We start from the raw sequence: 20226 nt of genomic DNA on the forward strand, positions 1-20226 counted from the left end.
AGCGCCCCGAATGAGCCTGACCCTGAGGACCATCAGCCGAGAGCAGCATCTGGCATACATCCAGAGCCTGCCGTCGGCGAGTCACATGCAGGTCCCTGCCTGGTCGGACGTCAAGGCGGAATGGCGCGCGGAGAACCTCGGATGGTTCGACGACCGGACCGACGAGATGGTCGGCGCCGGCCTCGTCCTCTACCGGCAGCTCCCCAAGATCAAGCGCTACCTGGCCTACCTCCCCGAAGGCCCGGTCATCAACTGGTTCGCGCCAAATCTTCAGGAGTGGATCGAGCCGATGCTCGCGCACCTGAAGCAGCAGGGCGCGTTCTCGGTGAAGATGGGCCCGCCGGTGATCATCCGGCGCTGGGAGGCGACGACCATCAAGAAGGGCATCCAGGACCCGGACGTCAAGCGTCTGCGCGACCTGGAGGCCGACTTCATCGAGCCCCGTGCCTTCGAGGTCGCCGACAAGCTGCGCCGTATGGGATGGCAGCAGGGCGAGGACGGCGGGGCCGGTTTCGGCGACGTACAGCCCCGCTACGTCTACCAGGTGCCACTGGCGAATCGCTCTCTGGAAGAGGTCCACAAGAACTTCAACCAGCTGTGGCGCCGCAACATCAAGAAGGCCGAGAAGGCCGGTGTCGAGGTCGTCCAGGGTGGCTACGACGACTTGCCCGAGTGGCAGCGGCTGTACGAGATCACCGCCGTGCGCGACCATTTCCGGCCTCGCCCGCTGTCGTACTTCGAGCGCATGTGGACCGCCCTCAACAGCGAGGACCCCAACCGCATGCGGCTGTACTTCGCCCGGCACAACGGCGTCAATCTGTCGGCGGCGACGATGCTGATCGTCGGCGGTCACGTCTGGTACTCCTACGGCGCGTCCGACAACATCGGCCGTGAGGTCCGGCCCTCGAACGCGATGCAGTGGCGGATGCTGCGTGATGCCTACGCGCTCGGCGCCACCGTCTACGACCTGCGCGGCATCTCCGACTCGCTGGACGAGACCGACCACCTCTTCGGCCTGATCCAGTTCAAGGTGGGCACGGGCGGCCAGGCCGCCGAGTACCTCGGCGAATGGGACTTCCCGCTGAACAAGCTGCTCCACAAGGCGCTCGACATCTACATGTCGCGCCGCTGACACCGACTCCGCGCACAGCTCGCTCCACCAGCTCCCACAGCTCTCAACCCTCCGACACACCGCAGCCACGAGAAAGGTTCCAGGTCCGGCCATGGCGCTCACGCTCTACGTCGACACCGCGCGCTGGCGGGCGCATCACAAGCACGTGCAGCAGCAGTTCCCGGGACTCGTCCCGGTCTGCAAGGGCAACGGCTACGGCTTCGGACACGGGCGGCTGGCCGAGGAGGCCACCCGGCTGGGCTCGGACGTCCTCGCTGTCGGCACGACGTACGAGGCTGCCCGGATCAAGGACTGGTTCGGCGGCGATCTGCTCGTGTTGACGCCGTACCGGCGCGGCGAGGAACCCGTCCCGCTGCCCGACCGGGTCATCCGCTCGGTTTCGTCGATCGACGGGGTGTACGGCCTGGTCGGCGCCCGGGTGGTCATCGAGGTGATGTCCTCGATGAAGCGGCACGGCGTCAGCGAGCAGGATCTGCCTCAGCTGCACTCCGCCATAGAGAACGTCCGGCTCGAGGGTTTCGCCCTCCATCTGCCCCTGGACCGCACCGACGGCTCGGACGCCGTCGAGGAGGTCATCGGCTGGATGGACCGATTGCGCGCAGCCCGCCTCCCACTGCACACCATGTTCGTCAGCCACCTCAAGGCCGAGGAACTCGCCCGGCTGCAGCAGCAGTTCCCGCAGACGCGGTTCCGCGCCCGGATCGGCACGCGGCTGTGGCTGGGTGACCACGAGGCCACCGAGTACCGCGGTGCCGTCCTGGACGTCACGCGCATAGCCAAGGGCGAGAGGTTCGGCTATCGGCAGCAGAGGGCCGCGTCCGACGGCTTCCTGGTGGTCGTGGCGGGGGGCACGTCGCACGGGGTGGGCCTGGAGGCCCCCAAGGCTCTGCACGGCGTCATGCCGCGCGCCAAGGGCGTTGCCCGCGCCGGACTGGCCACGGTGAACAGGAACCTCTCTCCGTTCGTCTGGGCCGGCAAGCAGCGCTGGTTCGCCGAACCGCCGCACATGCAGGTGTCGATCCTGTTCGTGCCCTCGGATGCGCCGGAACCGCAGGTCGGTGAGGAGCTGGTGGCCCACCTGCGGCACACCACCACGCAGTTCGACCGGATCCTCGACCGCTGAGCGGCACGAGACGCGGAGAGCACGGAGTTTCGGCGGGGGAGGCAGTGGCAGCGCCTGAGCAGGCGCCAGGGCAACAAGAAGGGCCGTGCACGGCACTCCCGGGCACGGCCCTTTCCTCGTGCCTTCACCGGCATCCGGGGCGACCTGTCATCGGACCGGCCACCCGCCCGGCCTCCGGGCGGTTCGCTCAGAGCGAACCGCCCGGGGCGTCGGCCTTGCCCCACTCGACCTGAGGCCCGTCGAAGTGCACGGTGTCCCGAGCGGGCCGAGCAGCAGGACCGAGCACGAAGGCGTCCTCCGCTCCGTCCAGCACCCCGCCCGAGGGATCGTCGTCACCGGACCGGCGCACCGGGTCCCGGTCCGGCATCAGGATGTCGCGCACGATCATGACGCACAGGTAGAGCGTCCCGAGCAGATGCAGACCGATGGTCCAGTGATAGCCGTCGGCGGGCAGTCCCTTGTGGGCGTCTCCGCTGGTCGTGTACGCGAGGTACATCCAGATGCCGAGGAAGTAGGCCACCTCGCAGGCCTGCCAGATCAGGAAGTCCCGCCACTTCGGCCGGGCCAAGGCGGCCAGGGGCACCAGCCACAGGACGTACTGGGGCGAGTAGACCTTGTTGGTGAGGATGAAAGCGGCGACGACCAGGAAGGCGAGCTGCGCGAAGCGTGGCCGGCGGGGAGCCGCAAGGGCCAGCGCGGCGACGCCCACGCAGCACAGCAGCATCAGCAGCGTGGCAAGGGTGTTGACGGTCTCGGTACTGAGCGGGTCGGACGAGTTCTGGGCGATGATCAGCCAGAAGGACCCGAAGTCGACGCCCCGCTCCTGACTGAACGTGTAGAACTTCGACCAGCCGTCGAAGGCGAAGAACATCACCGGCCCGTTCACCACGGCCCAGCCGACGACGGCACCGCCCAGGGCCTTCCCGAACTCCCGCCACCGTCCGGCACGCCAGCACAGCACCAGCAGCGGCCCCAGGAGGAGCACGGGGTAGAGCTTGGCGGCTGTGGCCAGCCCCAGGAGGATTCCGAAGGCGAGAGGCCGGCTACGCGACCACATGAGCATCGCGGCGGCCGTCAGCGCGACCGCCAGCAGGTCCCAGTTGATCGTCGCGGTCAGGGCGAAGGCCGGCGCCAGGGCGACCAGCAGGCCGTCCCAGGGCCGCCGAGCGTGCGTACGGGTCACGCAGACGGCGATGACGGCCGCGCACACCATGAGCATCCCAGCGTTGACCATCCAGTACCACTGCTCCTGGTCCTGGATGCTCCCGCTGCCGGGGGTGAGCCAGGACGCGACCTCCATGAACACACCGGTCAGCACCGGGTACTCGAGGTACTGCATGTCGCCGGGGAGCTGGTCGAAGTACGGTACGAGGCCGTCGGCGAAGCCCCGTCCCTGGTAGAGGTGCGGGATGTCCGAGTAACACGCGTGGGTGTACTGGGAGCCGGCGCCGAAGAACCACGCGCCGTTGTAGCAGGGCGCCTTCTGGACCAAGCCGAGGGTGAACATACCGATCGCCACGAGCGCGATCACCCGGACCGGGGTCCACCAGGACGTCCCCAGCAGGGCACGCCGCCCGAGCGGGCCGCCGATCAGCTCACTACCGGCCTTGGCGACCTTGTCCTCCCGGGTCGGCTCCACCAGCTCCGGCTCGTGGACGCTCGCTTGCGTCGATTCTCCACTGGGCATGCCGCACATCCTGCCGTACGTGCCGGGGCCTATGCCGAGGGCCGCCGCACCCGAGGGGTACGGCGGCCCATGTTTCACGTGAAACACCCAATTCGGGCGAAAGTGCGGCTACCCGGCCGGGCCTCCGAAGAGACCGCCGCTTCCGTTGCCGTTGCCGTTGCCGTTGCTGTTGCCCCGGTTGGTGCCTTCCTCTTCCGACTGCGAAGCCGACGGTGAACTGGTCACCCCGCCGTCCGTGCCGCCGGCGTCCGAGCCGCCTGGCCCGGTACCGCCCGTGTCGCCCTCGTCCTCGCAGTTGAAATCGAAGACTCCACAGGTGGTGGTCGCAGTCGGCGTGGGGCGGCTGGGCTCCGGCTCCGGCTCCGAAGTGGTCGGAGACGCCGACGGAGTCTCCTCCTCGGTCTCGGTGGGGGAGGGAGTCGCGGTCGGCGACGGAGTGTCGTTGACGATCTCGCCAATGGGCTTCGGGGTCGGGAAGGGCAGAGCCTTCTGGCCCTTCAGCGCGACCCCCATGTAGTCGGCCCAGATCTCGGACGGGAACGAGGCACCGTGGATCTTGTCCTGGCCGCCCGTGCCGTACATCTTCAGGAACTGGCGGTTCTTGATGCTCTCGTCATCGGGGTACCGGAACATGCTGATCGCCGTGGACAACTGCGGGGTGTAGCCGACGAACCAGGCGGACTTGTTGCCGTCCGTGGTACCGGTCTTGCCGGCCACCTCGCGACCCTCGAGCTGGGCGTTGGTACCGGTTCCGTCCTCGACGACGGTCTTCAGGACGTCCGTGACGTTGTCGGCGACCAGAGCGGTGAACGCCTGCTTGGTCTGGGTCTTGTGCGTGTAGACCGTGCCGTCCTTGTCCGTCACCTTCTTGACCGAGAACGGATCGCGCTGCTCGCCGCTGGCCGCGAAGGTGGCGTACGAACCCGCCATACGGATCGCGCTGGGGCTGGAGGTACCGAGGGAGAACGACGGGTAGTTCGTTCCGGCGAGGCTGCTCTCCAGAAGCCCGGATTCCATCGCGGAGTCCTTCACCTTGTCGAGGCCGACATCTACGCCGAGTTGAACGAACGCGGAGTTCACCGAAAACTGCATCGCCTCGCGGAGATCGATCATGTAATCGGGCGGGGTGCCGGATGACTCACCGCCGTCATTGACCTGCTCCCACTGCTCGCCCTTCTCGTTCTGCCAGATCGAACCGTCGTACTCCTTGATCTTGAGCCTGTTCTTGCCGCTGTACAGGCTCTTCTCGGACACCTTCGTACGCTCGTCCTGGGCCTGTACCCGGTCCCCCTCGGGATCCCGGACGCCCCACTTCATGGCAGCCGCCAGCACATACGGCTTGAACGTCGAACCGACCTGCGCACCGGTCGCGTCGGCGTTGTTGGTGAAGTGCTTGGTCGCGTCGGTACCGCCGTAGATGGCTTCGATCGCACCGGTCGCCGGGTTCACCGAAGCTCCGCCGAACTGGACGTGGGTGTCCTTTTCCGGGCGTTCCTCAGGCTTGATGTTCTTCTTGTAGACCTTCTTGACGGCCTTCTCGAGTGCCGCGACCTTCTTCTTGTCGAAGGTCGTGTGGATCGAGTAGCCGCCCCGTTCCAGCTGGCGGGCGGTGATACCGGTTTCGTCGCTGTTGTTGACGATGTACGCCTTGGCGAGGTCCACGAGGTAACCGATCTGCCCGCTCAGCGCGGTGTTCGACCGGGGGTTCTGCCACTTGGGCAGCTTGGTGTACTTGGCCCTGGTCGCGGGATCCAGACGGCCGTACTCGACCATCTTCTCCAGTGTGTCCTGCATCTGAGTCAGGGCGCGTTTCTGGTTCTTCTTGGGAGTGGCGCCGACCGGGTCGATGGAGGTCGCACCCGCCGGGTCGTAGTAGGTGGCGCCCTTGAGGATCGCGGACAGGAAGGCGCACTCGCCTTCGTTGAGTTTGAATGCGTCCTTGTCGAAGTACGCGCGGGCGGCGGCCTGGATCCCGTAGGCCCCACGTCCGTAGTACGCCGAGTTCAGGTAGCCCTCGAGGATCTTGTCCTTTTTAACGTCGGTGCCCACCTTGATCGAGACGAACATCTCCTTGACCTTGCGGGAGAGCGTCTGCGACTGGTCGTCCAGCATGGCGTTCTTGACGTACTGCTGGGTGATCGTGGACCCGCCCTGCGTCTCGCCACCCGTGGCCATGTTGAGCACGGCGCGGGCGATGCCCCTGGGGTCGATGCCGCTGTCCTGGTAGAAGGTCTTGTTCTCCTGGGAGATGACTGCGTCCTGCATCGCCTTGGGGATCTGCTCGAAGTTGACGATCTGGCGGTTGCGCTCACCACCCGTCGCGACCATCTGCGTACCGTCGGACCAGTAGTAGACGTTGTTCTGCGCCGTGGCGGTCTCGGCAACGACGGGCACGCTCACCAGTGCGTACCCGATCCCCGCGGCGGCCACCATGCTGCCGAAAAACGCGATGCACAGCCCGGTGACGAACTTCCAGGACGGCATCCAACGACGCCAGCCGTCCTTGTCGTGGCGCGGATAGTCGATGATCCGCTTCTTGTCGGGAGGCGCCGACCGCCCCCGGCCGGGCCCGGTGGAACCGGCTCGGCGGCCCCCGCCTCTCTGTGCCGCGCGTCGTGCTTCGGCGCGGCTTCCATAGGTATGGCCCTCACCACCCGAGTCGCGGGAGTCCGACTCATAGGAATCGGACGGAGACCCGGTGGCGCCTCGCGGTGCCGCGCGGCGGCCGGAGGACGAGCCGGACTGGCCGCGTCGGGCCGCGGCACGTCCGCCTCCCTGCGGCTGCTGCGGTTTGCGACGGTGCTCGCTCATCGAACGACTACTCCTCGGGCAGGCGCATTCTCGCGCGCCTGGAAACGGCAACTGGTTTCCGGTCCCCCCGAAGTACGGATGCGGTGGACTCCGCATTCATCCCGTACTGCACCAGGGACGAGGACGCCCCCACGCGTAACTCGGTTCCCGGTGTTGTGCATGGCGCACAGACTACGCACCGCCAAAACCCGCCGAGCACAGAAGTTCAGCCCAAATCAGGCAACTTGCTCGCATTGAATCGAGGATGTGATCCCGTTCACCACACCCCCTCTTGCCCCAGCCGCAAGGTCGTTCTATCGTCATGATGTATCGAGTCGATACATCAGCTCGGCATAAAGATGGCGATGAGCCACCCAAGAGACCGTCACGGCACGACCGCGACAGGGAGGAGGCGACGATGAGCCGGCGTTCCGGGATCCTCGAGTTCGCCGTCCTCGGCCTGCTCCGTGAGTCCCCGATGCACGGCTATGAGCTGCGCAAACGACTCAATACGTCACTGGGTGTGTTCCGTGCCTTCAGCTACGGAACGCTCTATCCCTGCCTCAAGACGCTGGTCGCCAACGGCTGGTTGATCGAGGAACCGGGGAACACCACCGAGGACGCCCTCGCCGCTCCGCTCACGGGCCGCCGCGCCAAGATCGTCTACAGGTTGACGGCCGACGGCAAGGAGCACTTCGAGCAGCTGCTCTCCCAGACGGGCCCCGACGCGTACGAGGACGAGACCTTCGCCGCACGGTTCGCCTTCTTCGGACAGACATCACGCGACGTACGCATGCGTGTACTGGAAGGCCGCCGCAGTCGGCTGGAGGAGCGCCTGGAAAAAATGCGCGCTTCGCTGACCCGGACCCGGGAGCGTCTCGACGACTACACGCTCGAGCTCCAGCGCCACGGGATGGAGTCCGTGGAGCGGGAAGTGCGCTGGCTGAACGAGCTCATCGAGAGCGAGCGGGCCGGACGGGACCTGAAGGGTCCCGCCTCCGGGGCGACCCCTCGACAGGACACCACATCTGGAGCGTCGGGCGACCTGCCCCGGCCCGGGGACAACCCCCGGACCGGTTCGCCCGACGACACCGCCACGTGAGTCCCGCTCAGGGACTCACTCGTACACACAGGGAGCAACCGGAATGGGTTCGGTTCGCGTAGCCGTCGTCGGCGTGGGCAACTGCGCCGCGTCGCTGGTACAGGGCGTCGAGTACTACAAGGACGCCGACGCGGCGTCCAAGGTGCCGGGCCTGATGCACGTCCAGTTCGGCGATTACCACGTCAGCGACGTCGAGTTCGTCGCCGCTTTCGACGTGGACGCCAAGAAGGTCGGCCTCGACCTCGCTGACGCCATCGGCGCCTCCGAGAACAACACCATCAAGATCTGCGACGTCCCCAGCACCGGTGTGACGGTCCAGCGCGGCCCCACCCTCGACGGTCTCGGCACGTACTACCAGGCCACCATCGAGGAGTCCGCCGAGGAGCCGGTCGACGTCGTCCAGGTCCTCAAGGACAAGCAGGTCGACGTCCTGGTCTGCTACCTGCCCGTCGGTTCCGAGGACGCGGCGAAGTTCTACGCCCAGTGCGCCATCGACGCCAAGGTCGCCTTCGTCAACGCCCTCCCGGTGTTCATCGCCGGCACCAAGGAGTGGGCGGACAAGTTCACCGAGGCCGGTGTGCCGATCGTCGGTGACGACATCAAGTCCCAGGTCGGCGCCACCATCACGCACCGCGTCATGGCGAAGCTGTTCGAGGACCGCGGTGTCGTCCTGGACCGCACGATGCAGCTGAACGTCGGCGGCAACATGGACTTCAAGAACATGCTCGAGCGGGAGCGCCTGGAGTCCAAGAAGATCTCCAAGACGCAGGCCGTCACCTCCCAGATCCCCGACCGGGACCTCGGTGAGAAGAACGTCCACATCGGCCCGTCCGACTACGTCCCGTGGCTGGACGACCGCAAGTGGGCCTACGTGCGCCTCGAGGGCCGCGCGTTCGGTGACGTCCCGCTCAGCCTGGAGTACAAGCTCGAGGTCTGGGACTCCCCGAACTCCGCCGGTGTCATCATCGACGCCCTGCGCGCCGCGAAGATCGCCAAGGACCGCGGCATCGGCGGCCCCATCCTCTCGGCCTCCTCGTACTTCATGAAGTCCCCTCCGGTGCAGTACTTCGACGACGAGGCCCGCGTGAACGTCGAGAAGTTCATCGCGGGTGAGGTCGAGCGCTAGGACCCGCCTCCTGCGGGTGAGGTCCTGACTTGCGGGTGATCGAGGGTCCCCGGGGCGTATGTCCCGGGGACCCTCCCCGTATGTGAGGCTGTTCCCCATGGCCGTCGTCCGTGACCTGCGCGTCCTACTGCGTTTTCAAGGCTTCAGACGCCTGCTCGCCGTCCGGCTGCTCTCCCAGGGCGCCGACGGCGTCTTCCAGGTCGCACTCGCCTCCTACGTGGTCTTCTCACCGGAGAAGCAGACGTCGGCCACGGCGATCGCCTCCGCGATGGCGGTCCTGCTGCTCCCCTACTCCCTGGTCGGCCCCTTCGCCGGGGCGCTGCTCGACCGCTGGCGCCGCCGCCAGGTCTTCCTGTACGGCAACTTGCTGCGCGCGTTGATGGCTTCGGTGACCGCCGTCCTGATCCTCGGCCAGGTCCCGGACTGGCTGCTCTTCGCCTCCGCCTTGTGCGTGACCGCCGTCAACCGCTTCGTCCTCGCCGGCCTCTCCGCCACGCTGCCGCGCGTGGTGGACTCCGAGCGGCTGGTCGTCGCCAATTCCCTCTCCCCGACCGCCGGAACGCTCGCCGCGACCGCGGGCGGCGGACTCGCCTTCCTCGTACGCCTGGTCGTCTCCGACTCCGATGCGGCCGTGGTGCTCGTGGGCGCGGCGCTGTACCTGTGCGCGGCTCTGGCATCGCTACGCATCGCGAAGGAACTGCTGGGCCCCGATCGGGCACTGGTGCAGCCGGGGCTGGCCACGGTGCTCACCGGCACCGCTCACGATCTGCTGGCAGCTCTGCGCCACTTGGCGGCGCCCTCGCGCAGGGAAGCCGCCTGGGCGCTCGCCGCGATGTCCCTGATGAGGTTCTGCTACGGCGCCATGCTCGTCATGCTGCTGATGCTGTGCCGGTACGCCCTGACCGACACAACCCAGGAGGGACTCGCCCTCCTGGGCCTGATGTTGGGCGTGTCCGGCGTCGGTTTCTTCGTGGCTGCCGTCGTGACCCCCTGGGCCGCGGGGCGGTTCGGTCCCGGCCGCTGGATCATGCTGTGCTCGGCGGGCGCCGCGGTCCTGGGACCCGCGTTCGACCTGCCCTTCGCCAGCGGCCCCCTGCTGATCGGGGCATTCGTCCTGGGCCTGACCACCCAGGGCGCGAAGATCGCCACGGACACCATCGTCCAGTCCTCCGTCGACGACGTCTTCCGTGGCCGGATCTTCTCCCTCTACGACGTCCTGTTCAACGTGGCCTTCGTCGGTGCCGCCGCAGTGGCCGCCCTGATGCTGCCGCCGGACGGCCGATCGGCCTCTCTGGTGGTAACGATCGCCGTTATCTATGGGGCAGTAGCTGTAACTATCAGCCGTTTTGAGCGTCAATAAGTGTCACATCAGTGCCACAGAGCTCCTTAACGGTGTGGCGTTGTCAGTGGCGTTCGGTAATTTACGTACGTCTTATCAACGCACCAATCGCGCCACGCACTCGCGTTCCAGGGGGACCTCCAAGTGACCACTCCGCCGCCTCAGGGCAACCCGTTCGCCCAGGGCCAGCAGCAGCCCCAAGGCCAGAACCCCTTCGCCCAGGGCCAGCCGAGCTTTCCCCAGCAGGCCGGTCAGCCTGGATTTCCCCCGCAGGGTGCCCCCGTCCCCCCGGAGCAGCCACGCCGCAAGATCGGCTTCAAGACGATCAAGAACATCGTCATCGTCGTAGTGGTCGCCGGTGTGGCCATCGGCGGTTTCATCGCCAGCCGCGACGACGCCAACACGGCGACAGTCGGCGACTGCATGCATCGCGGCAACACCAGTGACGACGATCCCGACCTCGAGGTCGTCGACTGCAACTCCTCGGACGCCCAGTACGAGGTGCTGGCCAAGATCGACGGTTCGTTCCTCTCCGAAACCCTGGCTTCCAGCAAGTGCGAGGCCGAGGCCAAGGACTTCCAGTACGTGTACACCCAGAGCGGCGACGGCAAGGACTTCCTGCTCTGCCTGAAGGACTACAAGAAGTAAGGCAGGTACACGGAGCGGCGGTGTTTCACGTGAAACACCGCCCCTCCGCACATTCCGAACCAGGTCATGTTTCACGTGAAACATGACCCGGTTCCGCGCTCTCAGCCTTGCTGCCCAGCCCACCACTCCTTGAGGGCCGCCACCGCCGCGTCGTATCCCATCGGGCCGTTCTCCAGTCGCAGTTCCAGCATGTGCTTGTATGCCTGACCGACGGCCGGTCCGGGACTGACACCGAGGACCTCCATGATCTGGTTCCCGTCGAGGTCCGGACGGATGGCGTCCAGCTCTTCCTGTTCCTGAAGCTTCTCAATCCGCTCCTCCAGACCGTCGTACGCACGCGAGAGGGCGGCCGCCCTGCGACGGTTGCGTGTCGTGCAGTCCGAGCGGGTCAGCTTATGGAGCCGGCTCAGAAGTGGCCCCGCATCGCGGACGTAACGGCGGACGGCGGAATCCGTCCACTCTCCCGTGCCGTAACCGTGGAACCGCAGGTGAAGCTCGACCAGGCGCGAGATGTCCTTCACCAACTCGTTGGAGTACTTGAGGGCCGTCAGGCGTTTCTTCGTCATCTTCGCCCCCACCACCTCGTGGTGGTGGAACGAGACCCGGCCGTCGCTCTCGAAGCGGCGCGTACGCGGCTTGCCGATGTCATGCAGCAGGGCCGCCAGGCGGAGGGTCAGGTCGGGGCCGTCGTCCTCCAGGGCCATCGCCTGCTCCAGGACGATCAGCGTGTGCTCGTAGACGTCCTTGTGTCGGTGGTGTTCATCACTTTCCAGACGCAGGGCCGGCAGTTCGGGCAGCACATGGCCGGCGAGCCCGGTGTCGACGAGCAGGGTCAGTCCCTTGCGGGGGTAAGCGGACAGCACCAGTTTGTTCAGCTCGTCCCGTACCCGTTCGGCGGAGACGATCTCGATGCGTCCGGCCATCTCCCGCAAGGCTGTGACCACCTCAGGAGCCACCTCGAAATCGAGCTGAGCGGCGAAACGCGCGGCCCGCATCATCCGCAAGGGGTCGTCCGAGAAGGAAGCCTCGGGGGTGCCCGGCGTACGCAACACACCTGCCGTGAGATCGTCCAGACCACCGTGCGGATCGATGAACTCCTTCTCGGGCAGCGCGACGGCCATCGCGTTCACAGTGAAGTCACGACGGACGAGGTCCTCCTCGATGGAGTCGCCGTACGCCACCTCAGGCTTGCGCGACGTGCGGTCGTACGCCTCCGAGCGGTAGGTCGTCACCTCGATCTGAAAGCTTCGATCAACGTCTCCGACGCGGGCCTCCTTCTGGGCCCCGACCGTGCCGAAGGCGATACCCACTTCCCAGACGGCATCCGCCCACGGACGGACGATCTTCAGAACGTCCTGCGGGCGGGCGTCGGTGGTGAAGTCCAGGTCGTTGCCGAGCCGGCCGAGCAGCGCGTCCCGGACCGAGCCGCCGACCAGAGCGAGTGAGAACCCGGCCTCCCGGAAGCGGCGGGCAAGGTCGTCGGCGACCGGGGCGACCCGCAGCAGTTCATTCACCGCTCGGTCCTGCACCTGGCTCAGGGCACTGGTTTGTTCGTTGGCGTTCGGCACAACAGAAAAGGGTACGTGGCTCGGGCGGCCGGAAGCTCCTCCATTGATTTGCCCGGTCGCCTCCCACAGTCCCCGCACAGGACCGGCACCCGGGACACGGAAAGCTCCCCCTTATACGACCACATACAGGACAGTGCGGTGGCTGACCCGATCTTGCGGGCCGGTCCGCGGCACTCGGTCCCATCGGGCATCGTTACCATGCGTGGACGCACATACGACGACCACTGACGACGACGAGGGACGGGCGAGCGCGTGGCCGAGGCGGCAGACTTCCAGGGGATGCGTCCCTCACCTGCCCGCCGTTGGCTGCGGCGCACCGGCACCCTGTTCGCTGGAGTCCCCCTGCTGACGGGGCTGCTCCAGTGGCCCGCTGTGTCCCCGGCGGCCGCCGCCGCGGGGAGCTCTGCGCAGGCCGCCTCCGGCGCGGGCCCGGTCTCCGTCTCCGTGAACTCGCTCACACCCAGCGTCCCCGGCGAGGACGACACCGTCACGGTGACCGGCACGGTGACCAACAAGGGCAAGCAAGCGGTCACCGACGCCCACGTCGGTCTGCGTGTGGGCCCTCTGCTGAACACCCGCTCCGGGATCGACAGCGTCGCCCGGGACAGTGACGACGTCCAGGGCGTCATCGGCCCGGAGGTCGATGACAAGTACGCCCAGGAGTACGCAGAGCTCACACCTGGCGTCTCGCAGCGCTTCAGCATCTCCGTACCGGTGGACGAGCTGAACCTCGGGGAGAACGGCGTCTACCAAGTGGCCGTGGCCCTCTCCGGGCAGACCGCCGCGCAGCCCTGGGAACAGACCCTCGGTGTCCGGCGGACACTCCTGCCATGGCAGCCCGATGAAGTCGACACGAAGACGAGCACGACATTTCTGTGGCCGCTGATCTCCACGGTCCACACGATGGCGGAGACGGGTTCCAACCAGCAGCAGACTCCGGTCCTCCGTGACGACGACCTGGCCAAGGAGATCGCCCCGGGCGGCCGCTTGGACCGGATGGTGGCGCTGGGCAAGAACCTCGACATCATCTGGATGATCGATCCGGATCTGCTGGCATCCGTCGACGCGATGACCGAGAGTTACGAGGTCCAGGGCTCGGGTGGCACCACCACGGTCGGCAGCCATCAGGCCGCCGCCAAGCGGTGGCTCGCCAACGTGCAGAGCGCGGTGAAGGGCAAGGAGGTCGTCGCGCTGCCCTTCGGCGATCCGGATCTGGCCTCCCTCGCCCACAACGGCACCTCGGTCACCGGCTCCCTGAGACATCTCAAGGAGGCCACGGACGTCGTCGTCAACACGGTGGAGCCGATCCTCCACGTGAAACCGACCACGGACTTCGCCTGGCCCGTCAACGGGGCGGTGGACCCCTCCATCGTCAAGGTCGCCACCTCCGCCGGAGCCGACAAGGTGATCGCCCGCAGCGACAGCTTCCGGGAGACCGGCGACCTGTCGTACACGCCCTCGGCCGCCCGCCCCATCGGCGGCGGCACCACAGCGGTCGTCGCGGACGCCCGGCTGTCCACCGTGTTCCAGGGCGACATGACCAAGGCGTCCACGTCCACGCTCGCCGTGCAGCAGTTCCTGGCCCAGAGCCTGACGCTGGGCCTCCAGACCGACCGGCAGCGCAGCGTCGTCGTCGCCCCGCAGCGCACCCCCACCGCCAGCCAGGCCCAGACGATGGCCGAGGCGCTGAAAGCCGTCCAGGACGGGAACTGGTCGGAGTCCGAGGACCTCACCGCTGCCGCGAAGGCCGAGCCGGACCCTGCCGCCACCACCGAGGTCCCCGCGGCCTCCTCGTACCCCGCCTCGCTGCGCAAGCAGGAGCTACCGCGGTCCGCGTTCGAGCAGATCGCGAGGACTCAGGACAAGCTCGACACGTTCAAGGTGATCCTCTCGGACCCGTCCCGGGTCGTGACCCCGTTCGGCCGGGCCCTGAACCGCGGGATGTCCGTCTCCTGGCGCGGCCGGATCGCCGAGGCTGCCACCTACCGCAGCGGCGTCGAGGCGTACCTCGACGGACTCCTCGACCAGGTGAAACTGATCGACAAGTCGGAGACGAAGCTCTCCGGCCGCAGTGCCACCATCCCCGTAACCGTCCAGAACAACCTGGTGCAGGGCGTCGAGAACCTGACGCTGCGGCTCACCTCGACCAACCCGACCCGCCTCGAGATCGGCGGCGACGCCTACGAGGAGCAGCCGGTCACCGTCTCCGGCGGGCACAGCCAGTCGGTGAAGTTCACCACGTCCGCCAACGCCAACGGTCGGGCCACGGTGATCGCCCAGTTGTACACGCAGGACGGCCAGAAGTACGGCGAGCCCGTCACCTTCGACGTCAAGGTCACCGAAATCACCGCCACGGTGATGCTGGTCATCGGCGGCGGTGTGCTCCTGCTCGTCCTCGCCGGCTTCCGGATGTACACGCAACGCAAGCGTGCCGCGGCTCGCGAGGCCCAGGAGCAGAACCGCGTGGAGGCCGACGGCCCGCAGAACCCGGACGCCCCCGCGGAGCGTCCTACCGAGAAGCCGAAGAACGGCCCTGAGACGAAGGAACCGGAAGCCGGCTCCGAGACGGACGACCCGGAGCAGCCGAGTGACCCGGTATCGGACACCGCACCGGAAAACGCAGGCCCGTCCGGCACGGGTGAGAGAGTGGACCGTTGAGGATGTCGCGGCCGGTGGGCCCGGGACGATGAGGTGGGGTAACCATGAACGCGCCGTACGACGGTGACCGCGGCCATGCCGCGGGCAACTCGGGCCATCCCGAGTCGGACCCCCAGGGGGGCCCGCCGCCCGGTCACGACCAGGCGCCGCAGCCGCCCGCCGACATGTACCTCCAGGACGCCTACGACCAGGACCCCTACCGGGCGCAGGACATCGCCGCCCAGGACCCGGTCGCCGAGGCCCTGTACGACCGCGCGGCACATCCCCCGCCCCCACCGGGCACATACCCCCCTCAGCAGCCGTTGTACGGGCAGCCGCCCCGGTCGCCCCACGCGCCCGACCCCCGGGTGTGGGCCCAGGCCCCCGCGCCGGAGCCGGACGGTCCGTCCCGGCACCTTCCGTACGGGGACGACCCCCGCACGACACAATTCGTGGGCGTGGACGACCTGGTCGGCCAGGTCGGGGAGCAACGTCATGAGCCCGACGCCTTCGCCCACCTCTTCCGCGACCAGCAGCAGGGCGGAGGACACCCCGGCCGGCCCTACGAGTCCGTGCCCGGTCCGGCCTCCGCGGCCCCCGGCCACTACGCGGGCGCCACACCGCCTGCGGTCGCCGAGGCCTCCGTGCCGGAACCGGCTCCCGCGGCGCCCACGAAGAAGGGGGGCCGGGCCGGGGGGCTGCTGAAGTCCAGCGCCGTGATGGCGGCGGGCACGATGGTGTCCCGCCTCACGGGTTTCATCCGGTCCGCGCTGATCGTCTCGGCGCTCGGTCTGGGCCTCCTCGGTGACTCGTTCCAGGTCGCCTACCAGTTGCCGACCATGATCTACATCCTCACCGTCGGCGGCGGCCTCAACTCCGTCTTCGTGCCGCAGCTCGTCCGTTCCATGAAGGACGACGCCGACGGCGGCGTCGCGTACGCCAACCGGCTGCTGACCCTTGTGATGGTGGCCCTGGCCGCGCTCACCGCCGCCGCGTGGCTCGCCGCGCCGCTCCTCGTGCGGGCGCTGTCGAACCCGGTCGCCTCCGACCCCGCGGCCAACGAGGTCGCCGTCACCTTCACCCGTTACTTCCTGCCCTCGATCTTCTTCATGGGCGTGCACGTGGTGATGGGCCAGATCCTCAACGCGCGCGGACGGTTCGGCGCGATGATGTGGACCCCGGTCCTCAACAACATCGTCATCATCGTGACGCTCGGTACGTTCATCTATGTCTACGGCACTGCCGCCGCTTCGAAGATGACCGTCACGAGCATCCCGCCGGAGGGCCAGCGTCTCCTCGGCATCGGTGTCCTACTCGGCCTCGTCGTCCAGGCCCTGGCCATGATCCCGTACCTGCGCGAGACGGGATTCCGTATCCGTCTGCGTTTCGACTGGAAGGGCCACGGGCTGGGCAAGGCGGCGATGCTCGCCAAGTGGACCATCCTTTTCGTGCTCGCCAACCAGGCGGGCGCGCTGGTCGTGACCCAGCTCTCCACCGCTGCCGGCCTGGACTCCGACGTCCAGGGCACCGGCTTCGCCGCCTACGCCAACGCCCAGCTGATCTGGGGCCTGCCCCAGGCCATCATCACCGTCTCCCTGATGGCCGCCCTGCTGCCCCGTATCTCCCGCTCGGCGGCAGAGGACGACGGCGGCGCCGTCCGGGACGACATCTCCCAGGGCCTGCGCACCACGGCCGTCGCGATCGTGCCGATCGCCTTCGGTTTCATCGCGCTCGGCATCCCGATGTGCACCCTGATCTTCGGCTCCTCGGGCACCAGCGAAGCGACCAACATGGGCTACATGCTGATGGCCTTCGGCCTCGGCCTGATCCCCTACTCCGTGCAGTACGTCGTCCTGCGTGCCTTCTACGCCTACGAGGACACCCGTACGCCCTTCTACAACACGGTCATCGTGGCCGCGGTCAACGCGGTCGCCTCGGCGGTCTGCTTCTTCGTCCTCCCGGCCCGTTGGGCGGTGGTCGGCATGGCCGCCTCGTACGGCGTGGCCTACGCGACCGGAGTCGGCGTCGCCTGGCGCCGGCTGCGCTCGAAGCTGGGCGGGGACCTGGACGGTGCCCGCGTCCTGCGGACGTATGCCCGACTGTGCATCGCCTCGGTCCCGGCCGCACTGCTCAGCGGCGCGGTCTGCTACGGGATCGGGCAGACCCTCGGTCAGGGCGTGGCGGGTTCCTTCGCGGCGCTGGTGGCCGGTGGAGCCGTGCTGCTCGGCGTCTTCTTCGTCGCCGCGCGCCGGATGCGCATTGTGGAGGTCAACTCGCTCGTCGGTATGGTCCGCGGACGCCTGGGACGCTGAGGCGGGGGTACGCGCACAACCATCGTCAGCCCTTGTGTGTCGTGCATAGCGGCGGACTGTGGGCACAATTGGGTTCGGCGTCGAACGGCGCGCGCGGGCCGTCGCCCGACGCGTACATGGATGGGGAGGCAGGGAACGACGGTGGCGGAACGGAGCACAGCTGCCGTCGACGTGGCAGACAACAGCGGCGAACAGTCGCTGACCGCGCAGGCGGACCAGTCCACGGCCGACGGGGTGGCCAAGAACCGGGAGCAGGACACGGACAGCGACGCAGCACAGGAGAACACGGGGACCGACGGTTCCGAGAAGACGTCGCCGCTCGAACTGCACAGCGGTCACAAGCTCGCCAGACGTTACCGCCTCGAAGAGTGCGTCACCCGTCTGGACGGATTCAGCAGTTGGCGTGCGGTGGACGAGATGCTCCGTCGCGCCGTCGGCGTGCACATCCTGCCCGCGGATCACTCGCGTGCCCGCTCCGTCCTGGCCGCGGCCCGTTCCTCCGCCCTGCTGAGCGACCCGCGCTTCGTTCAGGTCCTGGACGCCGTCGAGGAGGACGACATCGTCTACGTCGTCCACGAGTGGCTCCCCGACGCGACCGAGTTGACCGCCCTGCTGGCGGCCGGCCCGCTGGAGGTGTACGACGCCTACCAGATGGTCAGCCAGATGTCCTCCGCCATGGCCTCGGCCCACCGCGAGGGCCTCGCCCATCTGCGTCTGAACCCCAACGCCGTACTGCGCACTTCGACCGGTCAGTGGCGCATCCGCGGTCTCGCCGTGAACGCGGCGCTGCGCGGTATCAGCTCCAGCACCCCGCAGCGCACCGACACCGAGTCCATCGGTGCCCTCCTCTACGCCGCTCTCACCCAGCGCTGGCCGTACGAGAGTGACGCCTACGGCATGTCCGGCCTGCCGAAGGACATCGGCCTGATCCCGCCGGACCAGGTGCGGGCCGGCGTCCACCGCGGCCTGTCCGAGCTCGCGATGCGGGCGCTCGTCAACGACGGGGCCACCGCCTCGCGTCACGAGTCGCCGTGCACCACGCCGGAGGAACTGGTGAAGGCGATCGGCGAGATGCCCCGCATCCGCCCGCCGGAGCCCGCGTTCACCACTCCGCCCGAGTACCAGCGCACGACCTACCAGCAGGGCACGTACGGCCGCCCGGCGCCGCATCCTGGCCTCACCCAGCCGGTGCCGGCACCGCCTCCCCCCCTGCAGAGCCGCACGGGCAAGGCACTGAAGTGGGCCGTCTCGGCCCTGCTGATCGCCGCGCTCGGCCTGGGCAGCTGGCAGCTGGCGGACGCCCTCATGGAACAGGGCGGCAAGGCGGACGACACGAACAAGACCCAGACCACGGACGATGACGACAAGAGCAGCAGCGCACCCAAGCCGGCTCAACCCATAGCCATCGCGAGTGCTGTCGACTTCGACCCCATGGGCGACGGTTCCGAGAAGCCGTCCGATGTGGCGAAGGTCTATGACGATGCTCCCGGTACGTACTGGCAGACCGACTTCTACCTGAGTTCGGACTTCGGCCGGCTCAAGCCCGGGGTTGGCGTCATCCTGGACCTCGGCAAGGTCCAGGAAGTCGGCAAAGTCACCGTTTCCTTCGTGGGGAACACCTCGGTCGAGCTTCGTGCGGCTTCCAGCGACGCAGGAGGGCAACCGACGTCCTTGGACGGATTTGCCAAGGTCACCCAAGGGTCTGGCGACAGTGTCACCCTCAAGCCCGAAGAGACGCTCAAGTCCCGGTACTTGCTGGTCTGGCTGACCGAGCTGCCGATACAGGCGGACGACGGGAAATGGCGTGGCAGGGTCGTGGACGTCAAGGTGAGCAGCTGAACTCAGTGGACCGCGCGGTCCGCGGTTACCGAAAACCGCGGACCGTCGCTATTCAACCGCCTTCGGCGAGCAGCTTCCGAGCGGGTTCCACCTTGGCCGTCTGCAGGCTCAGAAACCTGTCCAGAACCGCCTTGTTGTCGTTGATCATGCGCGCCTGCATGTCGGACTCCACAGCGTTCCAACGCGTGACCAGGTCAACCTTCTTCTTGCAGACGATGTCCCGCTGAGCGACCGCCTTTTCGTGACTCGTCATGCGACCTTCGGCGAATTCTGCGCTGCCCATGGAATCCAGCGGAGAGTCGCACACGTAGCCCCTGGCCTGCGTGCAGACGGACCACTCCACGAATATTTCCTTCACTCGTGGGTCCTTATAGATGCCCTCTGCGTCTTCCGCGGATGAACCACGGAGATCGGGCGGTAACCGTGGGTGAGCGCACGGTGGGGGTCCTGGATGCCGTGATGACGGTTCTCCTCCACACCCCACTCCTTGGTTCTGGCTCCGCCTGCCCGGCAGGCAAGACCAAGGTGCTTCATGCATGCCTCGGTCGTCTTGTCCCCAGCGGTCTCGACGGTCTCCGACGCACTTCCTCGCAGCCGGCACTTGGCCATCGGGAGGCTGATCGCCACCCCGCTCGGGCTGGGAACCGGACGCGGACCCTGAATGTCGCCATCGGCTTCGTCCCGGCCGGTCGTCCCGGCCGGCCGACCGGGACGACCGAGGAACAGTAGGCGGTAAGGACGGTAAAGCCGACAAGAAGCAGGCTCGCGTATCCTCTTTTCCGGACCGTTCGTCGTTCCACTGGCACTTCTCCCACTTCTTACACACAAACGATCGACGGGTGAGAAATCCTCACCCACCGCAAATATCGCCCAGCTCAGTGTCAGACCGCATAATTTTCGGTCGGTCACGGCAGCTGTAGTTC

At 67.5% G+C, this 20226-nt stretch carries 13 protein-coding genes; 9 read left to right on the forward strand and 4 right to left on the reverse strand.

All coding sequences use genetic code 11. The annotated features are described in order from the left end of the window. Window positions 1-10 precede the first annotated feature (10 nt). Window positions 11-1132, forward strand: coding sequence for a peptidoglycan bridge formation glycyltransferase FemX (gene femX / locus ACFP2V_RS34515; RefSeq protein ID WP_381219289.1), 1122 nt, complete (start codon window positions 11-13; stop codon window positions 1130-1132). A gap of 91 nt (window positions 1133-1223) precedes the next feature. Further along, window positions 1224-2255, forward strand: coding sequence for an alanine racemase (locus ACFP2V_RS34520; RefSeq protein ID WP_381219291.1), 1032 nt, complete (start codon window positions 1224-1226; stop codon window positions 2253-2255). A gap of 187 nt (window positions 2256-2442) precedes the next feature. Here ACFP2V_RS34520 and ACFP2V_RS34525 read toward each other — a convergent pair whose 3' ends face one another. Together ACFP2V_RS34525 and ACFP2V_RS34530 are read right to left on the reverse strand one after the other, a co-directional pair. Beyond that, a complete protein-coding gene (locus ACFP2V_RS34525; protein ID WP_381219313.1) occupies window positions 2443-3951 on the reverse strand; it encodes a glycosyltransferase family 87 protein in 1509 nt (502 codons plus the stop codon). A gap of 99 nt (window positions 3952-4050) precedes the next feature. Continuing rightward, window positions 4051-6753 (reverse strand): transglycosylase domain-containing protein, encoded by a 2703-nt coding sequence (locus tag ACFP2V_RS34530; protein ID WP_381219293.1) that lies wholly within the window; start codon window positions 6751-6753, stop codon window positions 4051-4053. A 397-nt stretch (window positions 6754-7150) separates the two neighbouring features. Between ACFP2V_RS34530 and ACFP2V_RS34535 the strand changes: the two genes are divergently transcribed. The 4 genes from ACFP2V_RS34535 to ACFP2V_RS34550 all read left to right on the forward strand — a co-directional run bounded on the left by ACFP2V_RS34535 (window position 7151) and on the right by ACFP2V_RS34550 (window position 10947). Next, complete coding sequence (locus ACFP2V_RS34535) at window positions 7151-7834, forward strand: PadR family transcriptional regulator (protein ID WP_381219295.1); 684 nt, start codon at window positions 7151-7153, stop codon at window positions 7832-7834. A gap of 43 nt (window positions 7835-7877) precedes the next feature. Continuing rightward, the gene (locus ACFP2V_RS34540) at window positions 7878-8960 is read left to right on the forward strand and encodes an inositol-3-phosphate synthase (RefSeq protein WP_381219296.1); all 1083 of its coding nucleotides are present in this window, start codon (window positions 7878-7880) and stop codon (window positions 8958-8960) included. Between the two features lie 97 nt (window positions 8961-9057). Continuing rightward, a complete protein-coding gene (locus ACFP2V_RS34545; RefSeq protein WP_381219298.1) occupies window positions 9058-10320 on the forward strand; it encodes an MFS transporter in 1263 nt (420 codons plus the stop codon). A gap of 123 nt (window positions 10321-10443) precedes the next feature. Further along, window positions 10444-10947: an LppU/SCO3897 family protein gene (locus ACFP2V_RS34550; protein ID WP_381219300.1), complete on the forward strand. Its 504-nt coding sequence runs from the start codon at window positions 10444-10446 to the stop codon at window positions 10945-10947. 101 nt (window positions 10948-11048) lie between these two features. Here the strand turns inward: ACFP2V_RS34550 and ACFP2V_RS34555 are convergent, their stop codons facing one another. Further along, a complete protein-coding gene (locus tag ACFP2V_RS34555; protein WP_381219302.1) occupies window positions 11049-12515 on the reverse strand; it encodes a CCA tRNA nucleotidyltransferase in 1467 nt (488 codons plus the stop codon). A 252-nt stretch (window positions 12516-12767) separates the two neighbouring features. Between ACFP2V_RS34555 and ACFP2V_RS34560 the strand changes: the two genes are divergently transcribed. The 3 genes from ACFP2V_RS34560 (at window position 12768) to ACFP2V_RS34570 (ending at window position 19303) form a co-directional block, all read left to right on the forward strand. Further along, complete coding sequence (locus ACFP2V_RS34560) at window positions 12768-15173, forward strand: DUF6049 family protein (protein WP_381219305.1); 2406 nt, start codon at window positions 12768-12770, stop codon at window positions 15171-15173. A gap of 44 nt (window positions 15174-15217) precedes the next feature. Then, a complete protein-coding gene (murJ, locus tag ACFP2V_RS34565) occupies window positions 15218-17464 on the forward strand; it encodes a murein biosynthesis integral membrane protein MurJ (protein ID WP_381219307.1) in 2247 nt (748 codons plus the stop codon). A 141-nt stretch (window positions 17465-17605) separates the two neighbouring features. Then, complete coding sequence (locus ACFP2V_RS34570; protein WP_381219309.1) at window positions 17606-19303, forward strand: protein kinase family protein; 1698 nt, start codon at window positions 17606-17608, stop codon at window positions 19301-19303. Between the two features lie 52 nt (window positions 19304-19355). On the opposite strand, the gene ACFP2V_RS34575 is transcribed toward ACFP2V_RS34570, so the two are convergent. Further along, on the reverse strand, window positions 19356-19661 hold the full coding sequence (locus ACFP2V_RS34575; RefSeq protein WP_381219311.1) for a hypothetical protein: 306 nt from the start codon (window positions 19659-19661) through the stop codon (window positions 19356-19358). Window positions 19662-20226: the final 565 nt, after the last annotated feature.

It is taken from the genome of Streptomyces incanus (genome assembly GCF_042656345.1).
Classification (GTDB): Bacteria; Actinomycetota; Actinomycetes; order Streptomycetales; family Streptomycetaceae; genus Streptomyces; species Streptomyces incanus.

Excerpts from the sequence above, each read along its gene's own strand:
- ACFP2V_RS34535 (WP_381219295.1), top strand. The coding sequence starts at position 7,151 with ATGAGCCGGCGTTCCGGGATCCTCGAGTTCGCCGTCCTCGGCCTGCTC.
- ACFP2V_RS34540 (WP_381219296.1), top strand. The coding sequence starts at position 7,878 with ATGGGTTCGGTTCGCGTAGCCGTCGTCGGCGTGGGCAACTGCGCCGCG.
- murJ (WP_381219307.1), top strand. The coding sequence starts at position 15,218 with ATGAACGCGCCGTACGACGGTGACCGCGGCCATGCCGCGGGCAACTCG.
- ACFP2V_RS34545 (WP_381219298.1), top strand. The coding sequence starts at position 9,058 with ATGGCCGTCGTCCGTGACCTGCGCGTCCTACTGCGTTTTCAAGGCTTC.
- femX (WP_381219289.1), top strand. The coding sequence starts at position 11 with ATGAGCCTGACCCTGAGGACCATCAGCCGAGAGCAGCATCTGGCATAC.
- ACFP2V_RS34530 (WP_381219293.1), bottom strand. The coding sequence starts at position 6,753 with ATGAGCGAGCACCGTCGCAAACCGCAGCAGCCGCAGGGAGGCGGACGT.
- ACFP2V_RS34520 (WP_381219291.1), top strand. The coding sequence starts at position 1,224 with ATGGCGCTCACGCTCTACGTCGACACCGCGCGCTGGCGGGCGCATCAC.
- ACFP2V_RS34525 (WP_381219313.1), bottom strand. The coding sequence starts at position 3,951 with ATGTGCGGCATGCCCAGTGGAGAATCGACGCAAGCGAGCGTCCACGAG.